Source organism: Allobosea sp. GW821-FHT12C12, from assembly GCF_058807355.1.
Genome location: NZ_JBXAQP010000001.1, coordinates 469,297 through 495,723, shown reverse-complemented (window position 1 = coordinate 495,723; position 26,427 = coordinate 469,297). Strand labels below are relative to the sequence as shown.

The 26,427-nt window shown below is 68.7% G+C and carries 21 protein-coding genes and 2 pseudogenes; 11 read left to right on the top strand and 12 right to left on the bottom strand.

The features are described 5' to 3' along the window. Positions 1 to 52: 52 nt before the first annotated feature. From AC1RRW_RS02525 to uxaC, 8 genes are all read right to left on the bottom strand, one after another. Positions 53 to 1,525, bottom strand: coding sequence for a mannitol dehydrogenase family protein (locus tag AC1RRW_RS02525; RefSeq protein ID WP_492898871.1), 1,473 nt, complete (start codon positions 1,523 to 1,525; stop codon positions 53 to 55). Between the two features lie 32 nt (positions 1,526 to 1,557). After that, positions 1,558 to 2,838, bottom strand: a complete 1,281-nt coding sequence (locus AC1RRW_RS02520) for a TRAP transporter large permease (protein WP_492898869.1) — start codon at positions 2,836 to 2,838, stop codon at positions 1,558 to 1,560. A 3-nt stretch (positions 2,839 to 2,841) separates the two neighbouring features. After that, entirely contained in the window at positions 2,842 to 3,378 is a 537-nt protein-coding gene (locus tag AC1RRW_RS02515) for a TRAP transporter small permease (RefSeq protein ID WP_492898867.1), read from the bottom strand. 139 nt (positions 3,379 to 3,517) lie between these two features. Continuing rightward, positions 3,518 to 4,504, bottom strand: coding sequence for a TRAP transporter substrate-binding protein (locus AC1RRW_RS02510; protein WP_492898865.1), 987 nt, complete (start codon positions 4,502 to 4,504; stop codon positions 3,518 to 3,520). A 94-nt stretch (positions 4,505 to 4,598) separates the two neighbouring features. Then, on the bottom strand, positions 4,599 to 4,940 hold the full coding sequence (locus AC1RRW_RS02505; RefSeq protein ID WP_492898863.1) for a cupin domain-containing protein: 342 nt from the start codon (positions 4,938 to 4,940) through the stop codon (positions 4,599 to 4,601). Continuing rightward, positions 4,937 to 5,701, bottom strand: a complete 765-nt coding sequence (gene kduD / locus AC1RRW_RS02500) for a 2-dehydro-3-deoxy-D-gluconate 5-dehydrogenase KduD (RefSeq protein WP_492898861.1) — start codon at positions 5,699 to 5,701, stop codon at positions 4,937 to 4,939. The genes AC1RRW_RS02505 and kduD overlap by 4 nt, the downstream gene beginning before the upstream one ends. After that, on the bottom strand, positions 5,701 to 6,552 hold the full coding sequence (gene kduI, locus AC1RRW_RS02495; RefSeq protein WP_492898859.1) for a 5-dehydro-4-deoxy-D-glucuronate isomerase: 852 nt from the start codon (positions 6,550 to 6,552) through the stop codon (positions 5,701 to 5,703). Before kduI ends, kduD begins: the two co-directional genes overlap by 1 nt. Continuing rightward, the gene (gene uxaC, locus AC1RRW_RS02490; protein ID WP_492898857.1) at positions 6,549 to 7,952 is read right to left on the bottom strand and encodes a glucuronate isomerase; all 1,404 of its coding nucleotides are present in this window, start codon (positions 7,950 to 7,952) and stop codon (positions 6,549 to 6,551) included. The genes kduI and uxaC overlap by 4 nt, the downstream gene beginning before the upstream one ends. Before the next feature lie 124 nt (positions 7,953 to 8,076). Between uxaC and AC1RRW_RS02485 the strand changes: the two are divergent. The 5 genes and pseudogenes from AC1RRW_RS02485 (at position 8,077) to AC1RRW_RS02465 (ending at position 13,639) form a co-directional block, all read left to right on the top strand. Next, positions 8,077 to 8,866, top strand: a pseudogene (locus AC1RRW_RS02485) (GntR family transcriptional regulator). A gap of 68 nt (positions 8,867 to 8,934) precedes the next feature. Then, positions 8,935 to 10,425, top strand: coding sequence for an ABC transporter substrate-binding protein (locus tag AC1RRW_RS02480; RefSeq protein WP_492898855.1), 1,491 nt, complete (start codon positions 8,935 to 8,937; stop codon positions 10,423 to 10,425). Between the two features lie 4 nt (positions 10,426 to 10,429). Next, complete coding sequence (locus AC1RRW_RS02475; protein ID WP_492898853.1) at positions 10,430 to 11,374, top strand: ABC transporter permease; 945 nt, start codon at positions 10,430 to 10,432, stop codon at positions 11,372 to 11,374. After that, a complete protein-coding gene (locus AC1RRW_RS02470) occupies positions 11,374 to 12,231 on the top strand; it encodes an ABC transporter permease (protein WP_492898851.1) in 858 nt (285 codons plus the stop codon). The genes AC1RRW_RS02475 and AC1RRW_RS02470 overlap by 1 nt, the downstream gene beginning before the upstream one ends. Before the next feature lie 19 nt (positions 12,232 to 12,250). Next, positions 12,251 to 13,639: an amidase gene (locus AC1RRW_RS02465; protein WP_492898849.1), complete on the top strand. Its 1,389-nt coding sequence runs from the start codon at positions 12,251 to 12,253 to the stop codon at positions 13,637 to 13,639. A gap of 10 nt (positions 13,640 to 13,649) precedes the next feature. Here the strand turns inward: AC1RRW_RS02465 and AC1RRW_RS02460 are convergent, their stop codons facing one another. Both AC1RRW_RS02460 and AC1RRW_RS02455 read right to left on the bottom strand, forming a co-directional pair. Beyond that, complete coding sequence (locus AC1RRW_RS02460; RefSeq protein WP_492898847.1) at positions 13,650 to 14,213, bottom strand: DUF4337 domain-containing protein; 564 nt, start codon at positions 14,211 to 14,213, stop codon at positions 13,650 to 13,652. 82 nt (positions 14,214 to 14,295) lie between these two features. Beyond that, positions 14,296 to 15,222, bottom strand: a complete 927-nt coding sequence (locus AC1RRW_RS02455; protein WP_492898845.1) for a tyrosine recombinase XerC — start codon at positions 15,220 to 15,222, stop codon at positions 14,296 to 14,298. Between the two features lie 57 nt (positions 15,223 to 15,279). On the opposite strand from AC1RRW_RS02455, the gene AC1RRW_RS02450 reads away from it, so the two are divergent. The 6 genes from AC1RRW_RS02450 (at position 15,280) to AC1RRW_RS02425 (ending at position 22,749) form a co-directional block, all read left to right on the top strand. Beyond that, positions 15,280 to 17,469, top strand: coding sequence for a primosomal protein N' (locus AC1RRW_RS02450; protein WP_492898843.1), 2,190 nt, complete (start codon positions 15,280 to 15,282; stop codon positions 17,467 to 17,469). A 209-nt stretch (positions 17,470 to 17,678) separates the two neighbouring features. Beyond that, positions 17,679 to 18,248 carry a F0F1 ATP synthase subunit delta gene (locus AC1RRW_RS02445; RefSeq protein ID WP_492898841.1) on the top strand — a complete coding sequence of 190 codons (570 nt, stop codon included), beginning with the start codon at positions 17,679 to 17,681 and terminating at the stop codon, positions 18,246 to 18,248. Next, positions 18,248 to 19,777: a F0F1 ATP synthase subunit alpha gene (gene atpA / locus AC1RRW_RS02440; RefSeq protein ID WP_492898839.1), complete on the top strand. Its 1,530-nt coding sequence runs from the start codon at positions 18,248 to 18,250 to the stop codon at positions 19,775 to 19,777. Before AC1RRW_RS02445 ends, atpA begins: the two co-directional genes overlap by 1 nt. Positions 19,778 to 19,911: 134 nt before the next feature. Next, positions 19,912 to 20,781 carry a F0F1 ATP synthase subunit gamma gene (locus AC1RRW_RS02435; RefSeq protein WP_492898837.1) on the top strand — a complete coding sequence of 290 codons (870 nt, stop codon included), beginning with the start codon at positions 19,912 to 19,914 and terminating at the stop codon, positions 20,779 to 20,781. Between the two features lie 61 nt (positions 20,782 to 20,842). After that, on the top strand, positions 20,843 to 22,306 hold the full coding sequence (atpD, locus tag AC1RRW_RS02430; RefSeq protein WP_492898835.1) for a F0F1 ATP synthase subunit beta: 1,464 nt from the start codon (positions 20,843 to 20,845) through the stop codon (positions 22,304 to 22,306). A gap of 29 nt (positions 22,307 to 22,335) precedes the next feature. Beyond that, positions 22,336 to 22,749, top strand: a complete 414-nt coding sequence (locus tag AC1RRW_RS02425; protein ID WP_492898833.1) for a F0F1 ATP synthase subunit epsilon — start codon at positions 22,336 to 22,338, stop codon at positions 22,747 to 22,749. Positions 22,750 to 22,797: 48 nt separating this feature from the next. Here AC1RRW_RS02425 and AC1RRW_RS02420 read toward each other — a convergent pair. Both AC1RRW_RS02420 and putA read right to left on the bottom strand, forming a co-directional pair. After that, positions 22,798 to 23,209: pseudogene (locus AC1RRW_RS02420) on the bottom strand (VOC family protein). 6 nt (positions 23,210 to 23,215) lie between these two features. Next, positions 23,216 to 26,371, bottom strand: coding sequence for a bifunctional proline dehydrogenase/L-glutamate gamma-semialdehyde dehydrogenase PutA (putA, locus tag AC1RRW_RS02415; RefSeq protein WP_492898831.1), 3,156 nt, complete (start codon positions 26,369 to 26,371; stop codon positions 23,216 to 23,218). Between the last annotated feature and the right edge of the window lie 56 nt (positions 26,372 to 26,427).

The window sequence follows — 26,427 nt, the reverse complement described above, 5'->3', positions numbered from 1 at the left end:
CGCGGGGGGAACCCCTCTTCCGGAGGGAGAGGGGTTCTTCCAGCGCCCGAACTCAAGCCGATAGCGCCGCCGCCGTCGGCTTCGCGCCCTTGTCGAACAGCCCCGCCAGATGCCGCTCGACCGCCTTCGCAAATCGCTTCTCGCGCGGCAGGTCCGTGCCGAAAATGCTCTCGACGCCGAGCAGCGCGGCGCTGAGCGCCCTGGCGTCGCGGCCGGCGCTTGCGGCCCGCTTGGCGAACTCCGCCGCGAGCGGATCCTTGACCTCGATCGCCGCGCCGGTTTCGTCCGTGCCGGTCACGTAGCGCATCCAGGCGGCGACGCCGAGGGCGAGATGGCCGATAGGAGCATCCCCCTTGAGCCGGTCGCGGATCGTGCCGAGCAGGCGCTGCGGCAGTTTCTGCGAGCCGTCCATCGCGATCTGCCAGGTGCGGTGGCGGATCGCCGGGTTCTGGAAGCGGGTCAGCAGGACGGATGCGTAATCGGCCAGCGCGACGCCCTGCGGAGCCGGCACGGTCGGGATGATCTCGCTCCAGAGACCTTTCAGGAAGCGAGCGAAGACGGGGTCGTCGCTCGCCTGCGAGACCGTCTCGTGGCCTGCGAGATAGCCGAGATAGGCGAGCGAGGAATGCGCGCCGTTGAGCATCCGCAGCTTCATGAACTCGAAGGGCGCGACCTCGGAGACCATCTGCGCGCCGACGTCCTCCCATTTCGGGCGGCCCGCTCCAAAGGCGTCCTCGATCGCCCATTGCCGGAACGGCTCGCCGATGACGGGGGCGGCATCGTGCAGGCCGAGCAGGCCCTCGACCTCGGCGATGTCGGCGTCGGTGGTCGCGGGCACGATCCGGTCGACCATGGTGCGGGGAAACGCGCCCGCGGCCGCGATCCAACTGCTCAGGCGATCGTCGGAGAGCGCCGCGAAGTCGCGCACGAGCCCGGCCAGCACCGTGCCGTTATGGGGAAGGTTGTCGCAGCAGAGCACCGTGAAGGGGCCGAGGCCCGCATCGCGGCGCGCCTTCAGCCCCGCGACGAGCAGGCCGATCGCCGAGCGCGGCGCGAGGGGGTTGGCGAGGTCATGGACGATGTCGGGATGGTCCGCCTTGAGCCTGCCGGTCGCGGGATCGTGGCAATAGCCCTTCTCGGTCACGGTCAGCGAGACGATCCTGGTGTCGGCCGAGGCGAGCCTTGCGATCAGCGCGGCGGGGTCTTCGGGCGCGACCAGCACGTCGAGGACGGAGCCGACGATGCGCAGATCCGGCCCGGCCGGACCGCGCTTCAGCAGCGTGTAGAGCCCGTCCTGCGGCGCCAGCCGGTCGCGCTGGTCGGGCCGCTGCAGGCTCGCGCCGACGATGCCCCAGGCGTCGAAAGCCCGCTCCAGCGCGTCCTCGGTGTATTCGGCGAGGTGCCCGCGCGCGAAGGCGCCGAGACCGAGATGGACGATGCCGGGCCTTAGCGCCGCCCGGTCATAGGACGGGCGGCGGATCGCGGCCGGAAGGCCGGCGAGGGTGGCGGTCGAGAGGCGGGTCATCGGCGCGGACTTTTCAGCGGAACAGGCTTCTTCTAACGGAACAGGCTCGGCAGCCAGAGCGAGAAGCCCGGAACATAGGTCACCAGCAGCAGCACCGCCACGCTCGCGCCGTAGAACGGCCAGATCGACTTCATCGATTCCATGATGGTGATCTTGCCGACGGCGCAGGCGACGAACTGGACCGAGCCGACCGGCGGCGTGTTCAGGCCGATGCCGGCGTTGAGGATCAGCACCACGCCGAAATGGATCGGATCCATGCCGATCGCCTTGACCACCGGCAGGAACATCGGCGTGCAGATGATGATCATCGGCGCCATGTCCATGAAGGTGCCGAGCACCAGCAGAATGACGTTGATCATCAGCAGGATGATCAGCGGATTGTCCGAGATCGCCTTCATCGCGTTGATGGTGGCGGCCGGCACCTGGAGGAAGGCCATCAGCCAGCCGAAGGCGCCGGCCGTGCCGATGATCAGCAGCACCATCGAGGTGGTGCGGACCGCGCCGAGCAGCGCGTGCAGGAAGTTGTCCCAGTCGAGCTGGCGATAGACCAGCGCCGTGATGAAGAGAGCGTATATGACGGCGATGCAGGAGGATTCGGTCGCGGTGAAGATGCCCGAGCGGACGCCGCCGAAGATGATCACGATCAGCAGCAGGCCCGGCACCGCCACGACGAAATAGCGCAGGATCGCGGCGAAGCCCGGGAAGACGCCGGCGGGATAGCCGCGCCGCATCGCGACGAACCAGGCCGTCACCATCAGCGACAGGGCCAGCAGCAGGCCGGGAATGATGCCGGCGGTGAAGAGGTCGGCGATCGAGATGCCGCTGCCGGCGGCGAGCGAATACAGGATCATGTTGTGCGAGGGCGGCAGCAGCAGCGCGATGATCGCGGCGTTGGCGGTGACGTTGACGGCGTAGTCCGCCGCATAGCCGCGCTTGACCATCTGCGGGATCATGATGCCGCCGATCGCGGACGCATCCGCCACCGCCGAGCCCGAGATGCCGCCGAAGAGCGTGCAGGCGACGACGTTGACCTGGCCGAGGCCGCCGCGCAGATGCCCGACCATCGAGGCGGCGAAGGAGATGATGCGCTCGGCGATGCCGCCGCGGATCATCAGATCGCCCGAGAAGATGAAGAACGGGATCGCCATCAGCGAGAAGACGCTGACCTGCGAGGTGATCTGCTGGAACACCACGACCGGCGGGATGCCCATGTAGAGCACGGTCGCCAGCGACGACAGGCCGAGGCAGAAGGCGACGGGCGCGCCGATGATCAGCAGCGCCGCGAAGACGCCGAACAGGACCCAGATTTCCATGGTTCAGAGCTCCCCGCCGCCGACGCGGTCGGCCTGCACGCGCAAGGGCGCGCGCTGGACGCCGGTCAGGATCAGCAGCACGCGCTCTATGCTGAAGAAGACGATCAGCCCGCCGCCGACGACGAGCGGGATGTAGTCCCAGGACTTGGCGATGCCGATCAGCGGGATGCGGTCGGTCCAGCCCTTGTCGACGAGCTGGAGCCCGTAGAACACCATGGCGGCGCCGAAGATCAGGATCAGCGCCTGTATGAAAAGCACCAGCCCGGCCTCGACCGATTTCGGCACGTAGGCGAGCAGGCTCTCGAAGCCCATATGGTCGCTTTCGCGCACGCCGACCGCCGCGCCGAGGAAGATGAACCAGGCCATCAGCAGGAGCGAGCCGGCCTCGACCCAGGTCGGCGTGTCGTTGAGCACGAAGCGGCCGAAGACGCCCCAGGCGATCAGGGCCGTCATCAGCATGATGCCGAAGCCGGCCACCACCAGCACGGCGAGAGTGACCTTCGCGGCAATTCGCGAGAGGGCGAGTGTGAATGCGTGCATGGGGCGGTTCCGGACCTGCGCTGACTTCGCGACCGATATCCTCTGCCTTCATCCCGGGAAGCCGCGAAGCGGCGTCTCGAGGGATGAGGGCAGAGTCAGGGACGGGCGGCAGTGCGCCGCCCGTCCTTTCATCAAAGGCTCACTTCACCGCCTGGATCGCGGCGATCATCTCTTTCAGCTTCGCGTCGCCGGCGAACTGGGCGTAGACCGGGGCCATCGCGTCGATGAAGGGCTGCTTCTCGACCGTGTTGATCTGCGCGCCGCCGGCCCGGACCTTGGCCTCGGAGGCTTTCTCGCGCGCATCCCAGAGTTCGCGCATCTTGGCGACGGACTCCTTCGCCGCCGCCTTGATCAGCGCCTGGTCGGCGGCGTTGAACTTGGCGAAGGAGCGCTTCGACATCACCAGAACCTCCGGCGAAAGCGAATGCTCGGTCAGCGAGTAGAACTTCGCCACCTCGAAATGACGGGTCGACTCGAAGCTCGGCCAATTGTTCTCGGCGCCGTCGATGACGCCGGTCTGCAGGCCGGAATAGACCTCGCCGAAGGGCATCGGCGTGGCGTTGCCGCCGAGCGACTGCACGAGCGAGACGAACATGTCCGACTGCTGGACGCGGATCTTCATGCCCTTCATATCGGCGGGCGAGTTGATCGGGCGCTTGGAGTTGTAGAAGGAGCGCGAGCCGGAATCGTAGAAGGCCAGCCCGATCAGGTCGTGCGCCTCGAACTTCTTGAGCAGGTCGTCGCCGATCGGCCCGTCCATGACCTTGCGCATATGCTCGACCGACCGAAACACGAAGGGCAGCGAAGGCACGTTCGTCTCGGCGATCAGGTTGTTGAACGGCGCCATGTTGATGCGGTTAATGTCGATCACGCCGAAGCGGGTCTGCTCGATCGTGTCCTTCTCCTGGCCGAGCTGGCCCGAATGGAAGACGTTGATCTTGATGCGGCCGTTCGAGCGCTGCTCAAGCAGCTGGCTCATGTATTTGACGGCCTCGATCGTCGGATAGCCGTCCGGATGGATGTCGGTCGAGCGCAGGACGACGTTCTGGGCGCTGGCGCCCGTGGCCGTCATGGCGAAGATGGCCGCGCCCGCGAGCGTGGCGAAAGTCCTCTTGGTGATGGTCATCTGGTTATCTCCCGTTTCTGGTTGGCCGGCTTTTCCCGGTCGTTCTTGTCCCGTGATGGGAGCCCTTCCAGCGCGGCCGGCAGGGCGGTCTCGTCTAGAGAAATTCGGCCCTCATCGGCGTGAAGGAATCGATCAGCTGTCCGGCCTCGATGGCGACGACGCCATGGACGAGACCGGACGGCACGAAAAACGTATCTCCGGCGGAGAGCCGGCTGGTCGTGCCGTCGATGGTGACCTCGAAGACGCCGCTCTCGACATAGGACGCCTGCCGGTGCGGATGCTGGTGCGCCTTGCCGACCGCCCCGGTGTCGAAGACGACGCGCACCACCATCAGATCCTCGCCATAGGCCATGATCTTGCGCTTCACGCCGGGCTCGGTCGGCTCCCAGGCGAAGTCGGCCTCGTTCTGGAAGAATGAGTTGAGACGGTCGCTCATCGCGCCAGCCAGCCTCCGTCCACGGGCAGCACCACGCCATGGATGTAGGCGGCGGCGTCGCTCGCCAGGAACACGGCCGCGCCGCCGATGTCCGACGGCCTGCCCCAGCGCCCGGCCGGGATGCGCGCGAGGATCGCGCTGTTGCGGTCGGGGTCGGCGCGGAGCGCTTCCGTATTGTTGCTCTCGACATAGCCGGGCGCGATCGCGTTGACGTTGATGCCTTTCGCCGCCCATTCGCAGGCGAGCAGCCTCGTCAAACCGGCGAGGCCGCTCTTGCTGGCGGTGTAGGAGGCGACGCGGATGCCGCCCTGGAAGGAGAGCAGCGAGGCGATGTTGACGATGCGGCCCGTGCGTCCGGCTGCGAGCGCGGCCTTTGCGAAGGCCTGGGCGAGGAAGAAATTCGCCTTGAGGTTCACGTTCATGACCTCGTCCCAGTCGCTCTCGGAGAAATCGAGCGCGTCGGAACGGCGGATGATGCCGGCGTTGTTGACGAGGATGTCGAGGGGCCCCGCGAGCTCCGCCGCCCTGGCGACGACGCGCTGGGCGATGCCGGCCTGCTGGAGATCGGCCTGCAGCGCGTGGCCCGTGCCGCCAGCCTCCGTGATCAGCGCCAGCGTCTCGCCCATATCCGAGCGCCCGGCGGCGACCACGCTCGCTCCCGCCTCCGCCAGCGCCAGCGCGATGCCCTGGCCGATGCCGGTATTGGCGCCGGTCACCAGCGCCGTGCGACCTGAAAGGTCGAAGGGCGGGCGCGCGGACATCAGCGCAGCGTCTCCACGGGGGCCGCGTCCATGTCGGTGAACTCGACATTGTCGCCGGCCATGGCCCAGACGAATGCGTAGTTCGAGGTGCCGCAGCCGCAATGGATCGACCAGTTCGGCGAGATGATCGCCTGCTCGTTGGCGACCACCATGTGTCGCGTCTCCCGCGGCTCGCCCATGAAATGGAAGACGCGGTGGGCGGGGTCGAGGTTGAAGTAGAGATAGGCCTCCATGCGCCGCGTGTGGGTGTGGCAGGGCATCGAGTTCCAGACCGAGCCCGGCTCCAGCGCCGTCATGCCCATGACAAGCTGGTTGGTGCCGGTGGTGTCCGGCATGATGTATTGCCGGATGGTGCGCTTGTTGGAGGTCTCGGCCGAGCCGAGATGCAGCGTGTTGGCCTCGTCCTTGCGGATGAGCCTGTGCGGCGCCTCGCGATGGGCCGGCGCGCTGGTGAGATAGAACTTTGCCGGCTCGGCGGCGCTGGCGCTCGTGAACGAAACCTCCTGCGCGCCGAGCCCGACATAAAGCGCGTCGAGCGACGGCAGGTCGAAGACCTCGCCGTCGACGGTCGCCGAGCCCGCGCCGCCGAGATTGATCACGCCGAGCTCGCGGCGCGCCAGAAAGAAGGGCGTGCCGGCCGGCGGATAGGGGGCGAGCGACAGCGCGGCCGCGGTCGGCATCGCGCCGCCGACGATCATGCGGTCGTAATGGCTGTAGGTCAGCGCGATCTCGCCGGGGACGAAGATGCGCTCGACCAGGAAGTCGTCGCGAAGGGTCTGCGTGTCGTAGCCCCTGACGTCGCGGGGATGGGCGGCCTGGCGTTCGTCGATGGTTCTTGCGGTCCCGGTCACAGGCGATAGGCCTCCTTGGCCAGGCGGTAGGCGAGGTCATGGGCGACCAGCGCCGCCTCGTCCTCGTCGAGCCGGTGCTCGGCGACGAGGCGGGCGAGGTAGTGGCAGTCCATCCGCCGGGCGACGTCGTGGCGCGCGGGGATCGAGAGATAGGCGCGGGTGTCGTCGTTGAAGCCGACGGTGTTGTAGAAGCCGGCCGTCTCGGTCGTCAGCTCGCGGAAGCGCAGCATCGCCTCGGGGGCATCGAGGAACCACCAGCCGGGTCCGAGCTTCAGCGCCGGATAATGGCCGGCGAGCGGCGCGAGTTCGCGCGAATAGCTGGTCTCGTCCAGCGTGAAGGCGATGACGGTCAGGTTCGGCTCGTTGCCGACCGCTTCGAGCAAGGGCTTGAGCGCCGTCACGTAGTCGGTCTGGCGCGGGATGTCGGCGCCCATGTCGCGGCCGAACTGCGCGAAGAGCTGCGTGTTGTGATTGCGGAAGGAGCCGGGATGGATCTGCAGCACGAGCCCGTCATCGAGGCTCATCCTGGCCATCTCGGTCAGCATCTGGCCGCGGAACAGGTCGGCATCTGCGGCGTCGGCCTTGCCGGCGACGACCTTCGCGAACAGCGCCTCGCATTCGGCCTTGGACAGATTGGCGGTGCGGGCCGAGGCGTGGCCGTGGTCCGACGAGGTCGCGCCGCGCGCCCTGAAGTAATCGCGGCGCTTGCGGTGGGCGGCGAGATAGCCGCTCCAGCCATGGACGTCCTCAGCCGTCAGAGCGCCGAACTCGTCGAGATTGCCGGCAAACCCCTCGAACTCGGGATCGACGACGCTGTCTGGGCGATAGGCGGTGACGACCTTGCCGCTCCAGCCCGAGGCCCTGATCATGTCATGCCAGCGCAGGTCGTCGAGCGCGCCCTCGGTGGTGGCGATCGCCTCGATGTTGAAGCGCTCGAACAGCGCGCGCGGCAGGTAGTCGGCCTGCGTCAGCTTCTCCGCGATGCGGTCGTAGATCGCGTCGGCATTGGCGGGCGAGAGCCGCTCCTCGATACCGAAGATGGTGGAGACGGCGTGCTCGAACCAGAGCCGGGTCGGCGTGCCCCTGAAAAGATGCCAGTGGCCGGCGAAGAGCCGCCAGATCTCGCGCGGATCGGTCTTGGCCTCGCCGCCATCCTTGCGCGCGATGCCGAGATCCTCCAGGCGAACGCCCTGGGAGTAGAGCATGCGGAAGATGTAGTGGTCGGGCTTGACGAACAGCGTCGCGGGATCGGGAAACGGCTTGTTCTCGGCGAACCAGCGTGGATCGGTGTGGCCATGCGGGGAGACGATCGGCAGATCGCGAACGGCCGAATAGAGCCGCCGCGCGACGGCGCGCGTCGCGGTCTCGGCCGGAAACAGGCGATCCTCGTGCAACGGCATCCTCAAACCACTCCCTGACGCTTCTTCATTCGCATTACGTCCATGGCGTTCGTCTGGCTGAATATACTAATATACTAGCCTGTCAAACGGGCTTGTGCCGGGCGCGTCGAACCTGTCCAATGCCGTGGCGCAGTCGCTCCTTACAAGGCGGCTTGCGAGGCCGGCTTTGGACGGGACAGGCGATGTCGGAGATTTTGATCGCAGGCGAGACCGGGCGCAGGGACCGCCGTCCGCAGCGCGCGGCCGGCGCGCCGGCGCAGCGCTCGACCGCCGCCTCGCTGGTGCAGGACGAACTGCGCCGGGCCATCCTGGCAATGGCGATCCTGCCCGGGTCGCCCCTGCAGGAAAAGGAGCTGACCGCGCGCTTCGGCATCAGCCGGACGCCGGTGCGCGAGGCGCTGATCAAGCTCAAGGAGGAGGGCCTGGTCGAGATCTTCCCGCAGGCCGGCACTTTCGTCGCGCGCATTCCGGTCGAAGCCATTCCCGAGGCGGTGTTCATCCGACAGGCTCTGGAATGCGCCACGGTCGAACTCGTCGCCGGGCTCTCGACCGACGAGATCGTCGGAAGTCTCGACGTGGTGATCGCGCGCCAGCACGTGGCCTTCGACGAGGGCGATCAGGAGCGCTTCCACCTGCTCGACGAGGATTTCCACGGGATGCTGGCGGTCCAGGCCGGCTATCCCGGCGCCTGGAAGCTGGCGCAGGCCGCCAAGGGCCAGATCGATCGCTGCCGGCGCATGACGCTGCCCGTGCCCGGCCGCATGGAGATGGTGATTCGCGAGCATCTCAGCATCGTCGACGCCATCCGCCGGCGTGACGGGCCGGCGGCGCAGGCCGCGATGCGCAAGCATCTCGGCACGCTGCTGCCGGACCTCGTGCACCTCCGGCAGGCGCATCCCGACTACTTCATCTGACGCTTCGCCTTGCGCCGAGGCGAAGGCCCGGCCATCCTCCCCTCGCAATGGGTCTCGGAGAGTTCGGCATGACGACGCGGCGTGATCTTCTGGCGGGCGCGGGGCTGGGCGCGCTGGCCGCGCAGCTTCCCGTGGTCGCGCTGGCTCAGCCGAAGGACAGCGTCACGATCGCCATGACGCTGGAGCCGCCGACGCTCGACCCGACGTCCGGAGCCGCGCAGGCGATCCGCGAGGTCACGCTGCAGAACGTCTTCGAGGGGCTGGTCCGGATGGACCGGACCGGCAAGATCGCGCCCTGCCTCGCCGAGAGCTGGGAGGTGGCCGCCGACACCATCACCTACCGCTTCAGGCTCAGGACCGACGTCAAGTTCCATGACGGCACGCCCTTCACCTCCGAGATGGTGAAGTTCTCGTTCGAGCGCGCGGTCGCGCCGGATTCGACCAACGCCCAGCGCCAGCTCTTCACGCCGATCGTGGGCATCGAGACGCCGGACCCCGCGACCGTCGTGATCAGGCTGAAGCAGCCGACGGCGAACTTCCTCTACGGGCTCGCCTGGGGCGACGCTGTGATCGTCGCGCCGGCCAGCGCCGCCAACAACAAGACCAGCCCGATCGGCACCGGCCCGTTCAAATTCGTGCGCTGGAACCGCGGCGACCGGCTCGAATTCGCCCGCAACGACGAGTACTGGGGCCCGAGGCCCGCGCTCGCCAGGGCGGTCTTCCGCTTCATCTCCGATCCGCAGGCGCAGGTCGCGAGCTTGCGCGCCGGCGATGTCGATGCGCAGACCAACCTCGCCGCGCCCGAGGCCGTGCCGCAACTCAGGGCCGATCCGAAGCTGAAGGTCTCGTTCGGCAAGACCGAGGGCGAGGTCATCCTCGCCACCAACAACGCCAGGCCGCCCTTCAACGATCTGCGCGTGCGCCAGGCCATCGCCCATGTGCTCGACCGCAGGATGATCGCGCTCGGCGTCTACGGCTTCGACGTCGACCTGATCGGCAGCCATTTCTCGCCGTTGCACCCGGCCTATGTCGACCTGACCAACACCTATCCGGTCGACCTCGCAAAGGCCAAGGCGCTGCTGGTCCAGGCCGGGCATCCCAGCGGCTTCACCTGCACCCTGAAGCTGCCGCCGCCGGCCTATGCGCGCCGTTCCGGCGAGATCATCGCGGCGCTGCTGGCGCAGATCGGCATCACCGCCAAGATCGAGCCGCTGGAGTTCCCGCAATGGCTGGAGCGGGTGTTCCGGGGCAAGGATTTCGACCTCAGCGTCATCGCCCATACCGAGCCGCTCGACATCGGCAACTATGCCCGCGACGACTATTATTTCCAGTACAGGAATCCGGAGTTCAAGGCGCTGATCGACAGGATCGAGGTCACCTTGCCGGAGGCCGAGCGCAACGAACTCTACAAGCAGGCGCAGCGCATCCTCGCCCGCGACGCGGTCAACGGCTATCTCTTCGTGCTGCCGAAGATCACGGTGACGGCCGCCGGGCTGGACGGAATGTGGACCGACTGGCCGCTGCCGATCACGCCGCTGGCCGAGGTGGCGTGGCGCTGAGCCGATGCTGGCCTTCGCCGGGCGACGCCTGATCGCCTTCGTGCTGACGCTGACCGCTGCCGCACTCGTCATCTTCCTGATGCTGGAGGTACTGCCGGGCGATCCCGCCGCCGTAACGCTGGGCCTGAACGCCGCCCCGGAGGCTCTCGCCGCCTTGCGGGCCGAGATGGGGCTCGACCGGCCGGCCGTCATCCGCTTCGTCTCATGGGTCGGCGGGCTGCTGACCGGCGATCTCGGCCTGAGCTACACCTACCGCGTCCCGGTCTCGCAGCTCATCGGCGAGCGCATGGCGGTGACGCTGCCGCTCGCCTTGATGGCGATGACGCTGGCGGCCGCGATCGGCGTGCCGCTCGGCATGCTGGCGGCGGCGAACCACAACCGCCCGGCCGACGCCGCCGTGATGGTGTTCGCTCAACTCGGGCTCGCCATCCCGAATTTCTGGTTCGGGCTCCTGCTCGTGCTCTTCTTCGCGATCGGGCTCGGCTGGCTCCCGTCCGGCGGCTTTCCGGGCTGGCAGGCCGGCGCGCCGGCCGCCCTGCGCGCGCTCGCCCTGCCGGCCTTCGCGCTGGCGCTGCCGCAGGCGGCGATCCTGGCGCGGGTGACGCGCTCGGCCATGCTCGACACGCTGCAGGAGGATTTCGTCCGCACCGCCCGCGCCAAAGGCCTCAGCGAGCGGGTCACCCTGCTGCGCCACGCGCTGCGGAACGCGCTGATCCCCGTCGTGACCATTCTCGGCCTGCAGTTCTCCGTGCTGATCGCCGGCGCGATCATCATCGAGAACGTCTTCGCGCTGCCCGGCCTCGGCCGGCTCGTCTTCCAGTCGATCGCGCAGCACGACCTGATCGTGGTCAAGGGCCTCGTCATGCTGTTCGCGGCGTTCGCGATCCTGGTCAACTTCATCGTCGATCTGCTCTATGGCGTGATCGACCCGCGCCTGCGCGAGGCGTGATGAGCGCCGTGACCTCCGAGCTCAGCCGCAAGCGGCGCTGGTGGACGAGCCCGTCCTTCCTGATCGGGGCGGCGCTGACGCTGACCGTGGTCGCGACCGCGCTGCTCTCCTTCGTCTGGACGCCGCAGCAGCCGACGCAGATGGCGATCCTCAACCGGCTGAAGCCGCCCTCGCTCGCCAACTGGTTCGGCGCCGACCAGTTCGGTCGCGACGTGTTCTCGATGATCATGGTCGGCGCGCGCAACTCGCTTTCCGTCGGCGTCGGCGCGGTCGGCTTCGGCATGGTGCTGGGCACGACGCTCGGTCTCATCGCGTCGATGCGGCCCGACGGCCTGCTCGACAACCTGATCATGCGCGGCGCCGACTTCACCCATGCCTTCCCGGCCGTGCTGACCGCGATCATGATCACGGCCGCCGCCGGACCCGGCATGCTCAACGCGGTGATCGCGATCGGCGTGCTGAACCTGCCCTATTTCGCCAGGCTGGCGCGCGGCTCGGCGTTGCAGGTCTGGACGAAGGATTTCATCCAGGCGGCGCGCGGGCATGGGCTGAGCGACTGGCAGATCACCTTGCGCCATGTCCTGCCCAACATCGCCGGCATCATCATCGTGCAGGCGACGATCCAGTTCGCGCTCGCGGTGCTGGCCGAGGCCGGGCTGTCCTATCTCGGCCTCGGCACGCAGCCGCCGAACCCGTCCTGGGGGCGGATGCTGAACGAGGCGCAGACCTTCATGGCGGTGCAGCCCTGGCTCGCGGTCTTTCCCGGCGCGGCGATCGCCGTCACGGTGCTCGGCTTCAACCTGCTCGGCGACGGCCTGCGCGACGCGCTCGACCCGCGCGTCAGGCGGGCGCGATGAGCTTGCGGAGGATTACCCCATGACCGATCTCGCCGATCTCTCCGCCGCCGAGCTGCTTAAGGCTTACGGGGATGGCAGCCTGTCGCCGGTCGCGGTGACGGAGGCCGTGATCGCCCGGGTCGAGGCCTGGGAGCCGAGGCTGAACGCGCTCTACGCCTATGATCCCGAGGGCGCGCTGGCTCGAGCCGCCGCGTCGGAGGCGCGCTGGCGCAAGGGCGCGGCGCTGCCGCTCGACGGCGTGCCCTGTACGATCAAGGAGAACATCGCGACGAAAGGCGCCCCCGTGCCGCTCGGCGTCGCGGCGCGCGATCTGGCGCCCGCGTCGGAGGACGCGCCGCCGGCGGCGCGGCTGCGCGAGGCCGGCTGCGTGATCCTCGCCAAGACGACGATGCCCGATTACGGGATGCTGTCGTCCGGGCTCTCCAGCTTCCACAAGCTGGCGCGCAATCCGTTCGATCTGTCGAAGAATCCCGGCGGCTCCTCGGCCGGCGCGGGCGCGGCGGGGGGCGCGGGCTACGGCCCTCTGCATGTCGGCACCGATATCGGCGGCTCGATCCGGCTCCCGGCCGGCTGGTGCGGGCTCGTCGGCCTGAAACCGAGCTTCGGGCGCGTGCCGATCGAGCCGAGCTATTACGGTCGCGTCGCCGGGCCGATGACCCGCACGGCCGCGGACGCCGCACTGATGATGCGCGAGCTGTCGAAGCCCGATGCGCGCGACGGCATGAGCCTGCCTCCGCAGGAGATCGACTGGCTCGCGCTCGACCTCGACCCGAAGGGCGTGCGGCTCGGACTGCAGCTCGAGGCCGGCATCGGCCTGCCGGTAGAGCCGCAGGCGAGGGCGGCGATCGAGGCGGCGGCGAAGGCGTTCGCGGCGGCGGGCGCGATCGTCGAGCCCGCGCCGGCTTTCCTGACGCGCGAGATGCTGGACGGCCTCGACGATTTCTGGCGGCAGCGCGCATGGGCCGATATCGGGGCGCTGCCCGAGGCGGCGCGCGCCAAGGTGCTGCCCTACATCCTGGCCTGGGCGCGGCGCGGCGCGAACCTCTCCGGCGACAGGGTCTATCGCGGCATGAGCCAGATGCTGGCGATCCGGGAGGCGGCGCTGAAGGCGAGCGCGCCGTTCGATTTCGTGCTCTCTCCGGTCTCGCCCGTGCCGGCCTTTGCCGCCGAACTCGCTTCGCCGACAAACGATCCGGAACGGCCCTTCGAGCACATCGTCTTCACGGTGGCGGCGAACATGTCGGACCAGCCTTCGGTCTCGGTCCATGCCGGGATGACGACGGAGCGCCTGCCGGTCGGCCTGCAGATCACCGGCCGCCGCTTCGACGATCTCGGCGTTCTGAGGATGGCGAAGGCTTGGGAGGGCCTGCGCGGCGGCGAAGTGCCTTGGCCGAAGCCGCCGTCATGACGTCGTGGTCTCAGAACAGCGCGGTCGGCGCGAAATGGGCGACCGCCATCAGCGCAATGCCGAGCAGGCCTAGCCCCGCGCCGGTGAAGGCGAGCAGGGTCACGCCGGTGATGATCGCGGCGGACGACACCACGATCGCGATCTGGAACAGGCCGGAGACGACGTCGTATTTGTCGTCGCGCGCCGACGAGATGTCGCGCTGCGCCTCGGCCGCCTTGGCGCGGGCCATCAGTTCCTTGCGGCCCTCATTGGTTTCGGGCTCCGACTCGTAGCGGGCGATCGTGGCCTTCCAGCCATCGATGCGCTTCTGCATGCGCTCGCGCGCGGCCGGCTCGGTCACGGCCGCGATATCGACTTCCATGGTCTCGACGGCGGTGCGCAGCGTGGTGCCGCGGATCGTCTTGGCCTGGAAAAAGGCCCAGAGATTGGAGGCCTCGACATTCTTGGCCAGCGCGTCCTGCTCGGCGTTCTTGCCGCCGATCTCCGAGAAGGCGAGCAGGAGCGCCAGCACCGCGATCAGAAGGCCGATGCGCTTGTTGCCATTGTCCGCGATGTCCGTCGCCGCAGATGACATGATCCGAATCTCCCCGCTGATCGCGGGGCGGGCATGCCGGCATCACATGACAATAGCAAGAGGGGCTTCCACTCAGGCGCGATCAGGCGCGGCTGCGCGGATGGGCTGCGTCATAGGCCGCCATCAGCCGGGTGGAATCGATCCGCGTGTAGATCTGCGTGGTCGAGAGCGAGGCGTGGCCCAGGAGTTCCTGAATCGCGCGCAGATCGCCGCCGCGCCCGAGCAGATGCGTCGCGAAGGAATGACGCAGCGCATGCGGCGTCGCCGAGGGCGGCAGGCCGAGCGCGCCGCGCAGTCCCTCGACCGCGAGCTGGATGATGCGCGGCGAAAGGGCGCCGCCCTTGACGCCGACGAAGAGCGGTCCGTCGGCCGCGAGCCGCCAGGGGCAGAGCGCCAGATACTCGGCGATGGCGGCGACGACGATCGGCAGCACCGGGACCATGCGGGTCTTGCCGCCCTTGCCGATCACGGTCAGGCCGTCACCGGGGTTGGCCGGCGCCTGCGCGCGGGTCAGCGAGAGCGCCTCCGAGATGCGCAGGCCGCAGCCATAGAGCAGCGCCAGCACGGCGGCGTCGCGCGCCAGCACCCAGTCCTCGCGCGCCTCGCCGGCGCGGCTCTCGGCCCGGGTCGCGGCCTTGGCCGCGCGGGCGTCGAGCGGGCGCGGCAGGGACTTGCCGATGCGCGGGCCGCGCGTCGCGGCGAAGGCCGCGGCCGTCAGCTTGCCGGCTCGCTCGCCGAAGCGGGCGAAGGAGCGGAGCGCCGCGAGCTGGCGCATCAGCGTGCGGTTGCCGACGCCGTCGCGCCGGCGCCGGCCGAGGAAGGCGCGCAGGTCGAACGGTTTCAGCCCGGCGATGTCGGCGAGCGTGGCCGGACCGCCGAGATCGCCATCGAGGAAGGCCGCGAACTGGCGCAGGTCGCGGGCATAGGCCTCCAGCGTCTTCGGCGAGAGCCGGCGCTCGGTCGCGAGATGGGAGAGCCAGGCGCGCTGGAGGGCGTCGAGATCGGTCATCGCCCGAGCATGACGCCCCTGCCTTAACAGGTCGCGAATCGGTGCTAGACAGCCCGCATGAGCGAGGAGCCCGACAAGGCGGCGGAAGGCGGCGGCACGGTCGAGGTGCTGATCCCGCTCGCGCTCGACCAGGCCTACAGCTACGCCGCGCCGCCGGGGCTCGTGCTCGAGGCGGGCGACGTGGTGCAGGTGCCGCTCGGGCCGCGCCAGACCGTCGGCGTCGTCTGGGAAGCCGGCTCCGGGCGCGGCGGCAATCTCAAGAAGGTCACCGGCAAGCTCGACATGCCGCCGCTCGACGGCGCGCTGATGAAGCTGGTCGACTGGGTCGCCTGGTACACGCTCGCGCCGAAAGGCTCCGTGCTGGGCCTGGTCTTGCGGCGACCGCCCGACGACACGCCGGAGCGGTCCAGGCTCGGCGTCAGGCTGGCTGGCGCGCCGCCCGCGCGGATGACGCCGGGAAGGGCGCGGGCGATCGCGGCGGCGCAGGGCGGGTTGCTGATCGCGAAGGCGGCGCTGGCCGAAGCCGCGTCCGTGAGCGCGGCGGTGATCGACGCGCTGGTCGATGCCGGCACCTTCGCGGTGGAGGAGCTGCCGCGCGCGGCGGTCGCGCCGGGGCCCGATCCGGATTTCGCGCAACCCCGGCTTTCGGCGGATCAATCGGCCGCCGCCGCGGTGCTGGTCGAGACCGTGCGGGGCGCATCCTACGGCGTCACGCTGCTCGAAGGCGTCACCGGCTCGGGCAAGACGGAAGTCTATTTCGAGGCGGTCGCCGAGGCGATCCGGCAGGGCCGGCAGAGCCTGATCCTGATGCCCGAGATCGCGCTGACGGTGCAGTTCATCGACCGCTTCGAGGCGCGCTTCGGCGTCCGGCCGGGGCTGTGGCATTCGGGCGTCGGCGGGCGCAGGCGCGAACGGCTGCAGGCGGCGATCGCCGGCGGCGAGGCGATGGTGGTGGCCGGCGCGCGCTCGGCGCTGTTCCTCCCCTACCGCAAGCTCGGGCTGATCGTCGTCGACGAGGAGCACGAGGCCGCCTACAAGCAGGAGGACGGCGTCGCCTATCACGCCCGCGACATGGCTGTGGTGCGCGGGCGCATCGCGAACGCGCCCGTGATCCTGACCTCGGCGACGCCCTCGCTGGAGACGCGCGTCAACGCCGAGCGCGGGCGCTATGCCCATCTGAGGCTGCCCGAGCGCTTCGGCGGGCGCGAATTGCCGGCGCTCGGGCTGGTCGATCTGCGCAAGGACAAGCCGGAACGGGGGCGCTGGCTTTCGGGCGCGCTCGTCGAGGCGATCCGCGACAACCTCGATGCGAAGGAGCAGTCGCTGCTGTTCCTCAACCGGCGCGGCTATGCGCCGCTGACGGTGTGCCGCGATTGCGGCCACCGCTTCCAGTGCCCGAACTGCTCGGCTTGGCTGGTGGACCACCGTTTCCGGCGCGCGCTGGTCTGCCATCATTGCGGCCATGTCGAGCGCAGGCCGCATGAGTGTCCGCAATGCCATGCGCCCGAAAGCCTGACCGCCTGCGGGCCGGGCGTCGAGCGGCTGGCCGAGGAGGTCGCGACGCTGTTCCCGCGGGCGCGCGCGATCGTGCTGTCGAGCGATTTTCCCGGCGGGACCGAGCGTTTGAAGCAGGAGCTGATGGCGGTGGCGCAGGGCGAATTCGACATCGTCATCGGCACGCAGCTCGTCGCCAAGGGCCACAACTTTCCCGGCATGACGCTGGTCGGCGTCGTCGACGCCGATCTCGGCCTGACCTCGGGCGATCCGCGCGCGGCCGAGCGCACCTTCCAGGTGCTGCGGCAGGTCACGGGCCGGGCGGGGCGGGGCGAGCGGCCGGGCCGGGCGCTGCTGCAGACGCATGATCCGGCCCATCCGGTGCTGAAGGCGCTGGTCTCGGGCGATCCGGAGCGGTTTTATGTCGCAGAGACGCAGGCGCGCGAGGCGGCGGGCCTGCCGCCCTTCGGTCGGCTGGCGGGGCTGATCGTCTCGGCCAACAGCCAGGCCGAGGCCGAAAGCCATGCCCGCGCGCTCGCCCGCTGCGCCGACGCGCCCGACGACATCGCCGTGCTCGGGCCGGCGGAAGCGCCGCTCGCGGTCCTGCGCGGCCGGCACCGGATGCGCCTGATCGTCAGGACCGGGCGCGAGGTCAACCTGCAGGACTATCTGCGGGCCTGGCTGAGACGCGCGCCGAAGCCGAAGGGCTCGGTCAAGGTCGCGGTCGACGTCGATCCGCAGAGCTTTTTGTAGCGGTGTCGCGAGGGGCCCATTCGTGCGCCCGGATTGGCATCTACGGATTGCGCACCCCAAAACCACATGCTAGTGCACCGCCACATTTCGGGCGAAAGATGGCTTGCTCACGCTTCCGCCGCCCAGATACATCGCAGCGCCGGGACGATGCACTCCACCCTTCGAGACAAGGGTCGCCGCAATCGCCCTTTGAACGAGAGACCTGACGCGTGGCAGACGGCGGATCGCAGGACATTCTGGTTTCGGGCGTCGCCGAGCGCTATGCGACGGCGCTCTTCGAACTGGCCAGCGAGGCCAAGTCCATCGACGCCGTCTCGGCCGATCTCGACGCCTTCAGCGCGATGCTGGGCGAGAGCGCAGATCTGACCCGGCTGATCGGGAGCCCGGCCTTCTCGGCCGAGGACCAGGTCGCCGCGATCAAGGCGATCCTCGCCAAGGCCGGCATCTCGGGCATCGCCGGCAACTTCATCGGCCTCGTCGCGAGCAAGCGCCGGCTCTTCGCGCTGCCGGGCATGATCCAGGGCTACAGGAACCTGGTCGCGCAGGCCAAGGGCATCGTCAGCGCCGAGGTCACGCTCGCCGAGCAGCCCTCGCCCAAGCGCCTCGACGAGATCCGCGCGGCGCTGAAGGGCGTCGCCGGCAAGGATGTCAACGTCGCCGTCAAGATCGACCCGGCCCTGATCGGCGGTCTCGTCGTCAAGATGGGCTCGCGCATGGTCGACGCCTCGCTGAAGACCAAACTCAATTCAATTCGTCTTGCCATGAAAGAGGTCGGCTGATGGAAATCCGCCCCGCTGAAATCTCCGCGATCCTGAAGGCCCAGATTTCCAATTTCGGGTCCGAAGCCTCCGTCACCGAGGTCGGCCAGGTTCTCTCCGTCGGCGACGGCATCGCCCGCGTCTACGGCCTCGACCAGGTCCAGGCCGGCGAGATGGTCGAGTTCGAGAGCGGCGTGCGCGGCATGGCGCTCAACCTCGAGAGCGACAATGTCGGCGTCGTCATCTTCGGCTCCGACCGCGAGATCAAGGAAGGCCAGACCGTCAAGCGCACCGGCGCCATCGTCGACGTTCCGGTCGGCAAGGAACTCCTCGGCCGCGTCGTCGACGCGCTCGGCAACCCGATCGACGGCAAGGGCCCGATCAAGGCGGCCCAGCGCGCCCGCGTCGACGTCAAGGCGCCCGGCATCATCCCGCGCAAGTCGGTGCACGAGCCGATGGCGACCGGCCTCAAGGCGATCGACGCGCTGATCCCGATCGGCCGCGGCCAGCGCGAGCTGATCATCGGCGACCGCCAGACCGGCAAGACCGCGGTCGCGCTCGACACGATCCTGAACCAGAAGGCGATCAACGAGGGCGCGGACGAGAGCCAGAAGCTCTATTGCGTCTATGTCGCGATCGGCCAGAAGCGCTCCACCGTCGCCCAGTTCGTGAAGGTGCTCGAGGAGCGCGGCGCGCTGGAATACTCGATCATCGTCGCCGCCACCGCGTCCGACGCCGCCCCGATGCAGTTCCTGGCGCCCTTCGCCGGCTGCGCCATGGGCGAGTATTTCCGCGACAACGGCATGCACGCCGTGATCATCTATGACGATCTCTCCAAGCAGGCCGTCGCCTACCGCCAGATGTCGCTCCTGCTGCGCCGCCCGCCGGGCCGCGAGGCCTATCCGGGAGACGTGTTCTATCTCCACTCCCGCCTGCTCGAGCGCGCCGCCAAGATGGGCGACGAGGCCGGCAACGGCTCGCTGACCGCGCTGCCGGTCATCGAGACGCAGGCCAACGACGTCTCGGCCTACATCCCGACCAACGTGATCTCGATCACCGACGGCCAGATATTCCTCGAGACCGACCTGTTCTATCAGGGCATCCGCCCGGCCGTGAACGTCGGCCTCTCGGTCTCGCGCGTCGGCTCGGCCGCGCAGACCAAGGCGACCAAGAAGGTCGCCGGCAAGATCAAGGGCGAGCTCGCCCAGTATCGCGAGATGGCGGCCTTCGCCCAGTTCGGCTCCGACCTCGACGCGGTCACCCAGCGCCTGCTCAACCGCGGCGCGCGCCTGACCGAGCTCCTGAAGCAGGCGCAGTTCTCGCCGCTGAAGATGGAAGAGCAGACGGTCGTGATCTATGCCGGCGTCAACGGCTATCTCGACCCGCTGCCGGTCAACAAGGTCCGGGCCTTCGAGGACGGCCTGCTGGCGCTGGTGCGCGGCAAGCACGCCGACCTGCTGGCCGAGATCGCCAAGAGCAAGGATCTTTCGGACGCGAACGCCGCGAAGCTGAAGGATCTGGTCGAAGGCTACGCCAAGTCGTTCTCGTAAGGTGTCCCGTCATGGTCGGCCTTGTGCCGATCATCCACGTCTTGCTCCTTTCGGGCAGCGCGCAGGTGGGATCAAGTGGGTGAAGACGTGGATGCCCGGGACAAGCCCGGGCATGACGGGGTGAGACAAAACCTATGCCTTCATTGAAGGACCTCAGGAACCGCATCGCCTCCGTGAAGGCGACGCAGAAGATCACCAAGGCCATGCAGATGGTCGCGGCCGCCAAGCTGCGCCGGGCGCAGGCCGCGGCGGAGGCCGCGCGTCCCTATGCCGAGCGCATGGAGACCGTTCTGGCCAACCTCGCCGGCGGCGTCTCGGCCGACGGCGCGCCGAGGCTGATCGGCGGCACCGGCTCCGACAAGGTCCAGCTTCTCGTCGTCTGCACGGCCGAGCGCGGCCTGTGCGGCGCCTTCAACTCCTCGATCGCCAGGCTCGCCCGCGACAAGGCGAACGCGCTCAAGGCCGAGGGCAAGACGGTCAAGATCATCTGCGTCGGCAAGAAGGGCTACGACATCCTGCGCCGGCAGTTCGAGAAGGACATCATCGAGCTGATCGATCTGCGCGCCTTCAAGCAGATCGGCTTCGCCAATGCCGAGACCATCGCGCAGAACATCCTCGCCCGCTTCAATGCCGGCGAGTTCGACGTCGCGACCTTGTTCTTCTCGAAGTTCAAGTCGGTGATCGCGCAGATCCCGACGGCCCAGCGGATCATCCCCGCCGAGATTCCGGCCGGGACCCAGGCGACCGCCGCGGTTTACGACTACGAGCCCGACGAAAGCGAGATCCTGGAGACGCTGCTGCCGCGCAACCTCACGGTGCAGGTGCTGCGCGCGATCCTGGAGAACGCGGCCTCCGAGCAGGGCGCCCGCATGTCGGCGATGGATTCCGCCACGCGCAACGCCGGCGAAATGATCAAGAAGCAGACGCAGCTCTACAACCGCTCGCGTCAGGCGATGATCACCAAGGAACTGATCGAGATCATCTCCGGCGCGGAAGCGCTCTAACCGCCATTACTTCGGCCGGATCTTTCGGCCAAACGACACGCTGAACCCGAGGTTTGGAACCATGGCCAAAGCCGCTACGAAGAAGTCCGCCACCGACAAGCCCGCCAACACCGGGACCGGCAAGGTCGCCCAGGTCATCGGCGCAGTCGTCGACGTGCAGTTCGACGGCGTCCTGCCGGAGATCCTGAACGCGCTGGAGACGACCAATCTCGGCAACCGGCTGGTTCTCGAAGTCGCCCAGCATCTCGGCGAGAACACGGTCCGCACCATCGCGATGGATTCCACCGAGGGCCTGGTGCGCGGCCAGTCCGTCACCGACACCGGCGCGCCGATCGCAGTGCCCGTAGGCGACGAATGCCTCGGCCGCATCATGAACGTCATCGGCGAGCCGGTCGACGAGGCCGGCCCGATCCTGACCACCAACACCCGCGGCATCCACCAGCCGGCCCCGACCTATGCCGATCAGGCGACCGAGGCGCAGATCCTGGTCACCGGCATCAAGGTCGTCGACCTGCTCGCGCCCTACGCCAAGGGCGGCAAGATCGGCCTGTTCGGCGGCGCCGGCGTCGGCAAGACCGTGCTGATCATGGAGCTGATCAACAACGTCGCGAAGGCGCATGGCGGCTATTCGGTGTTCGCCGGCGTCGGCGAGCGCACCCGCGAGGGCAACGACCTCTATCACGAGATGATCGAGTCCGGCGTGAACAAGAAGGGCGGCGGCGAGGGCTCGAAATGCGCCCTGGTCTACGGCCAGATGAACGAGCCCCCGGGCGCGCGCATGCGCGTCGCGCTGTCTGGCCTCACCGTCGCCGAGGACTTCCGCGACAAGGGCCAGGACGTGCTGTTCTTCGTCGACAACATCTTCCGCTTCACGCAGGCGGGCTCCGAGGTGTCGGCGCTGCTCGGCCGCATCCCCTCGGCGGTGGGCTACCAGCCGACGCTGGCGACCGACATGGGCAACCTGCAGGAGCGCATCACCACCACCAACAAGGGCTCGATCACCTCGGTGCAGGCGATCTACGTGCCCGCCGACGACCTGACCGACCCGGCGCCGGCGACCTCCTTCGCCCATCTCGACGCCACGACCGTGCTGTCGCGCTCGATCGCGGAGAAGGGCATCTATCCGGCGGTCGACCCGCTCGACTCGACCTCGCGCATGCTCTCGGCCGACATCGTCGGCGAGGAGCACTACGCCATCGCCCGGCAGGTCCAGCAGGTGCTCCAGCGCTACAAGGCGCTGCAGGACATCATCGCGATCCTGGGCATGGACGAGCTTTCCGAAGAGGACAAGCTGACGGTGGCGCGCGCCCGCAAGATCGAGCGCTTCCTGTCGCAGCCCTTCTTCGTCGCCGAGGTCTTCACCGGCTCGCCGGGCAAGCTCGTCGCGCTGGAGGACACGATCAAGGGCTTCAAGGGGCTGGTCGAGGGCAAGTACGACCACCTGCCGGAGGCGGCCTTCTACATGGTCGGCTCGATCGAGGAAGCCGTCGAGAAGGCCCAGCGCCTGGCGGCGGAAGCGGCCTGATCCGACTGTAACCGGCGGAAAGAGACCCGATGGCCACCTTCAAGTTCGAACTCGTCTCGCCCGAGCGCATCCTGTTCTCGGGCGACGTCGAAAGCGTCATCGTCCCGTCCGTCGAGGGCGAGATGACGGTGCTGGCCGGCCATGCCCCGGTCGTGGCGGTGCTCAAGGCCGGCATCGTGCTGGCCAAGACCGACGCCGGCCACGGCAAGGAATTCTTCGTCAATGGCGGGCTGGCCGAGATCAACCAGGCCTCGACGACGATCCTGGCCGAGCAGGCGCATTTCATCGAGGATGTCGACAACGCCGTGCTCGACGCCGAGATCCTGACCGCCGAGACGAAGCTCGCGGGCTCGCAGGACGAGGACGAGAAGAAGCGCCTGCATGAGGTTCTGGTGCAGCTGCGCGAGTTCAAGGGCGTCTTCGCCGAGCGCAAGGCTGCGTGAGCAGTTTACAAGTCTGATCGTTCAGGGGCCGCGCAAGCGGTCCTTTTTTCACGCATAGCTGATGAACTCCATCAGCGAGCCTTCGGGATCGCGGGAATAGACGCTCGCGCCAGTGCCGCCGACGCCGACGCGCTGGATCGGCCCGAGTTTCGATCGCGACGCCGACTTTTGCCAGATGCGCGATCGCGCCGCCGATCGGGCCGGGCCAGGTGAAGCAGAGATCGCTGCCACCGGGCGGCACCGGGATGCAGGCCTTCGGATCGGGTTGCAGGTTCGGCCCGTGGCAGTTCAGTTGCGCCTTGCCGATGCGGTAGACGAAGCCGTTGCCGTTCGCGATCACCTGCGCGCCGATGACGTCGCGCTGGAAGGCGTTGGAGCGCTCCCAGTCCGAGACGTGGATGACGCAGTGGTCGAAGGCGACGAGGTGGATGGTCCTGCTCCACTCAAAAGAGCCCGCAATCTCGCCTCACTCCCCCATCGCGATCAGGCTGGCGTTGCCGCCGGCGGCGGCCGTGTTCACCGTCACGGTCTGTTCGGTCGCGAAGCGCATCAGGTAGTGCGGTCCGCCGGCCTTCGGGCCGGTGCCGGAGAGGCCATGGCCGCCGAAGGGCTGCACGCCGACGACCGCGCCGATGATGTTGCGGTTGACGTAGATGTTGCCGGTCGAGAGCCGCTTGGTGACCTCCTCGACCGTGGTCTCGATGCGCGAATGCACGCCGAGCGTCAGCCCGTAGCCGGTCGCCTCGATCGCTTCGATGACCTTGTCGAGTTGGCCCGATTTCCAGCGCACGACATGCAGGATCGGGCCGAAATGCTCCTGACTGAGTTCGCCGATGCTCTTCAGCGAGACGATGTGCGGGGCGACATAGGTGCCGCCCAGCGCCGGGGCCTCGCCGGCGAAGCTCAGACGGCCGAGCTTGCGCATCGCCGCGACGTGGCCGTCGAGACGCTCCCTGGCGGCGGCGTCGATCACCGGGCCGATATGGGTCTGGATCCTGCGCGGGTCGCCGATGGTGAGTTCGCGGGCCGCGCCCTCGATCATCTCGATCATCCTGTCGGCGACGTCGTCCTGCACCACGAGCAGGCGCAGCGCCGAGCAGCGCTGCCCGGCCGAGCGGAAGGCCGACATCACGACGTCGTCGGCGACCTGTTCGGGCAGGGCGGTGGCGTCGACGATCATGGCGTTGAGGCCGCCGGTCTCGGCGATCAGCGGCACGATCGGGCCGTCCTTGGCGGCGAGCGCCCGGTTGATGGCGCGCGCCGTGGCGGTCGAGCCGGTGAAGGCGACGCCGGCCACGGCAGGATGGGCGACCAGCGCCGCGCCGAGCGCGCCATCGCCGGGCGTCAGATGCAGCGCGGAAACCGGCACGCCGGCCTCGTGCAGCAGGCGGATGGTCACGGCCGCGATCAGCGGCGTCTGCGGCGCGGGCTTGGCGACGACGCTGTTGCCGGCGACGAGCGCCGCCGCGATCTGGCCGGCGAAGATCGCGAGCGGAAAATTCCACGGCGCGATGCACAGGAACGGGCCGCGTCCGCGCAGGACGAGATGGTTCTCCTCGCCCGTCGGGCCGGGCAGGGCGGTCGGCAGGGCGAACTTCGCCTCGGCCTCGGCGGCGTAGTAGCGGCAGAAATCGACCGCCTCGCGCAGTTCGGCGATGGCGTCGTCGAGCGTCTTGCCGGCCTCGGCCTGCAGCAGCGCCAGCAGCAGGCCGCGCCGCGCTTCCATCAGATCCGCGGCCTTGCGAAGCGTCGCGGCGCGCGTCCGGGCGGGCGTTGCGTTCCAGGCCGGAAAACCGGCCTTCGCCGCCTTCATGGCGCGGTCGGCGAGCGTCGCGTCGGCCTCGGCGACCGTGCCGATCGGCTTGCCGTCGATCGGGGACGGCACCGGCCGTTTCGCGCCGCCAGCCGGCTTGCCGTCGATGATGGCGCTGGCCTCGGGAAAGGGCTTCGCGGCCGCGGCAGAGACCTCGGCCAGCAGCGCCCCGAGGCTCTCGGCATGGCCGAACTCGACGCCGGCCGAGTTCTTGCGCGACGGGCCGAAGAGATCGGCCGGCAGCGGGATGCGGCGGTGCCTGGCCGCGCTCGCCTGGCCGATGCTGTCGGCCGGCGGCACCAGCAGTTCCGCCACGGGCACGTCAGGATCGCCCGAGACGCTGACGAAGGAGGAGTTCGCGCCGTTCTCCAGCAAGCGGCGGACGAGATAGGCGAGCAGGTCCTGATGCCCGCCCACGGGCGCGTAGGTCCGGCAGGCATAGCCCTCGTTTTCGCGCAGCAGCCGCTCATAAAGCGCCTCGCCCATGCCGTGCAGGCGCTGGAACTCGAAGTTCAAGCCTCCGGCTAGACGGCCGTCCGCTTGGGCGGCCTGATGATCGCCGGCCATTTCGGCGACGGTGGCGACGGTCAGCGCGTTGTGCGTGGCGAACTGGGGAATGATGCGGGGCCGCAGCGCCAGAAGTTGCGCGGCGCAGGCCTCGTAGTTCAGGTCGGTCATCGCCTTGCGGGTGAAGACCGGATAGTCTGGCAGGCCGCGCTCCTGGGCGCGCTTCAGTTCGGTGTCCCAATAGGCGCCCTTGACGAGCCGGACCATCAGGCGGCGGTCATGGAACTCGGCCAGGGCCGCGATCCGGTCGATCACCGCCGAAGCCCGCTTCTGATAGGCCTGGATGGCGAGGCCGAATCCGTCCCAGCCCGCGAGCGTGTCGTCGGCCATCACGGCGGCGACGACGTCGAGCGAGAGCTCGAGCCGGTCGGCCTCCTCGGCGTCGACGGTGAAGTTGAGGTCGTACTTCTTCGCCTGCCGCGCCAGCGCGATCACCTTCGGCGTCAGTTCGGTCAGCACGCGCTCGCGGTTGGTCGCCTCGTAGCGCGGGTGCAGCGCCGAGAGCTTGACCGAGATGCCCGGCCGGTTCGGCAGCGGCGCGTTGCCGGCGGAGGCGCCGATGGCGTCGATCGCGGCGGCATAGGAGGCGAGGTAACGATCGGCGTCGGCTTGCGTGCGCGCGCCCTCGCCGAGCATGTCGAAGGAGTAGCGGTAGAGCTTGCCGGCGCCGGAGGCGGCGCGCTTCAGCGCTTCCTGGATCGTCTGGCCGAGCACGAAATGATTGCCCATCACGCGCATCGCCTGCCGCGTCGCGCTGCGCACTGTCGGCATGCCGAGGCGCTTGGCGAGGCCGCCGATGATGCTGGTCGGGGTTTCGCCCGGCTGGATCACGCGGGCGGTGATGCCGAGCGCCCAGGCCGAGGCCGAGACCAGGAAAGCGTCGGATTTCGACTCGTGATGGGCGAAATCGCCCTGGCCGAGCTTGTCCTCGATCAGCCGGTCGGCGGTGGCGGCGTCCGGCACGCGCAGCAGCGCCTCGGCCAGCACCATCAGCGCCAGCCCCTCCTTGGTCGAGAGCGAGTATTCGCGCAGCAGTTCCTCGATGCCGCCGAGGCCGACCTTGCGGGTGCGGATCGCCTCTATCAGCAAGGTCGCGCGGGCGTCGATGCGGGCCTTTGTGGCCGGCTCGCGCTTCGCGCCGGCGAGCAGCCGGGCCGCGATCGCGCCGTCATCTTCCGCATAAGGCGCGCGGAAAGACGCAACGGACCTGGTCTCGACGAGGCGAGGGGCGGGGGCGGCCATGACGGGCTCCGGATGAGCAGCGGTGGGATGATCTGAAGCATCAGGCTTCTTTGGCC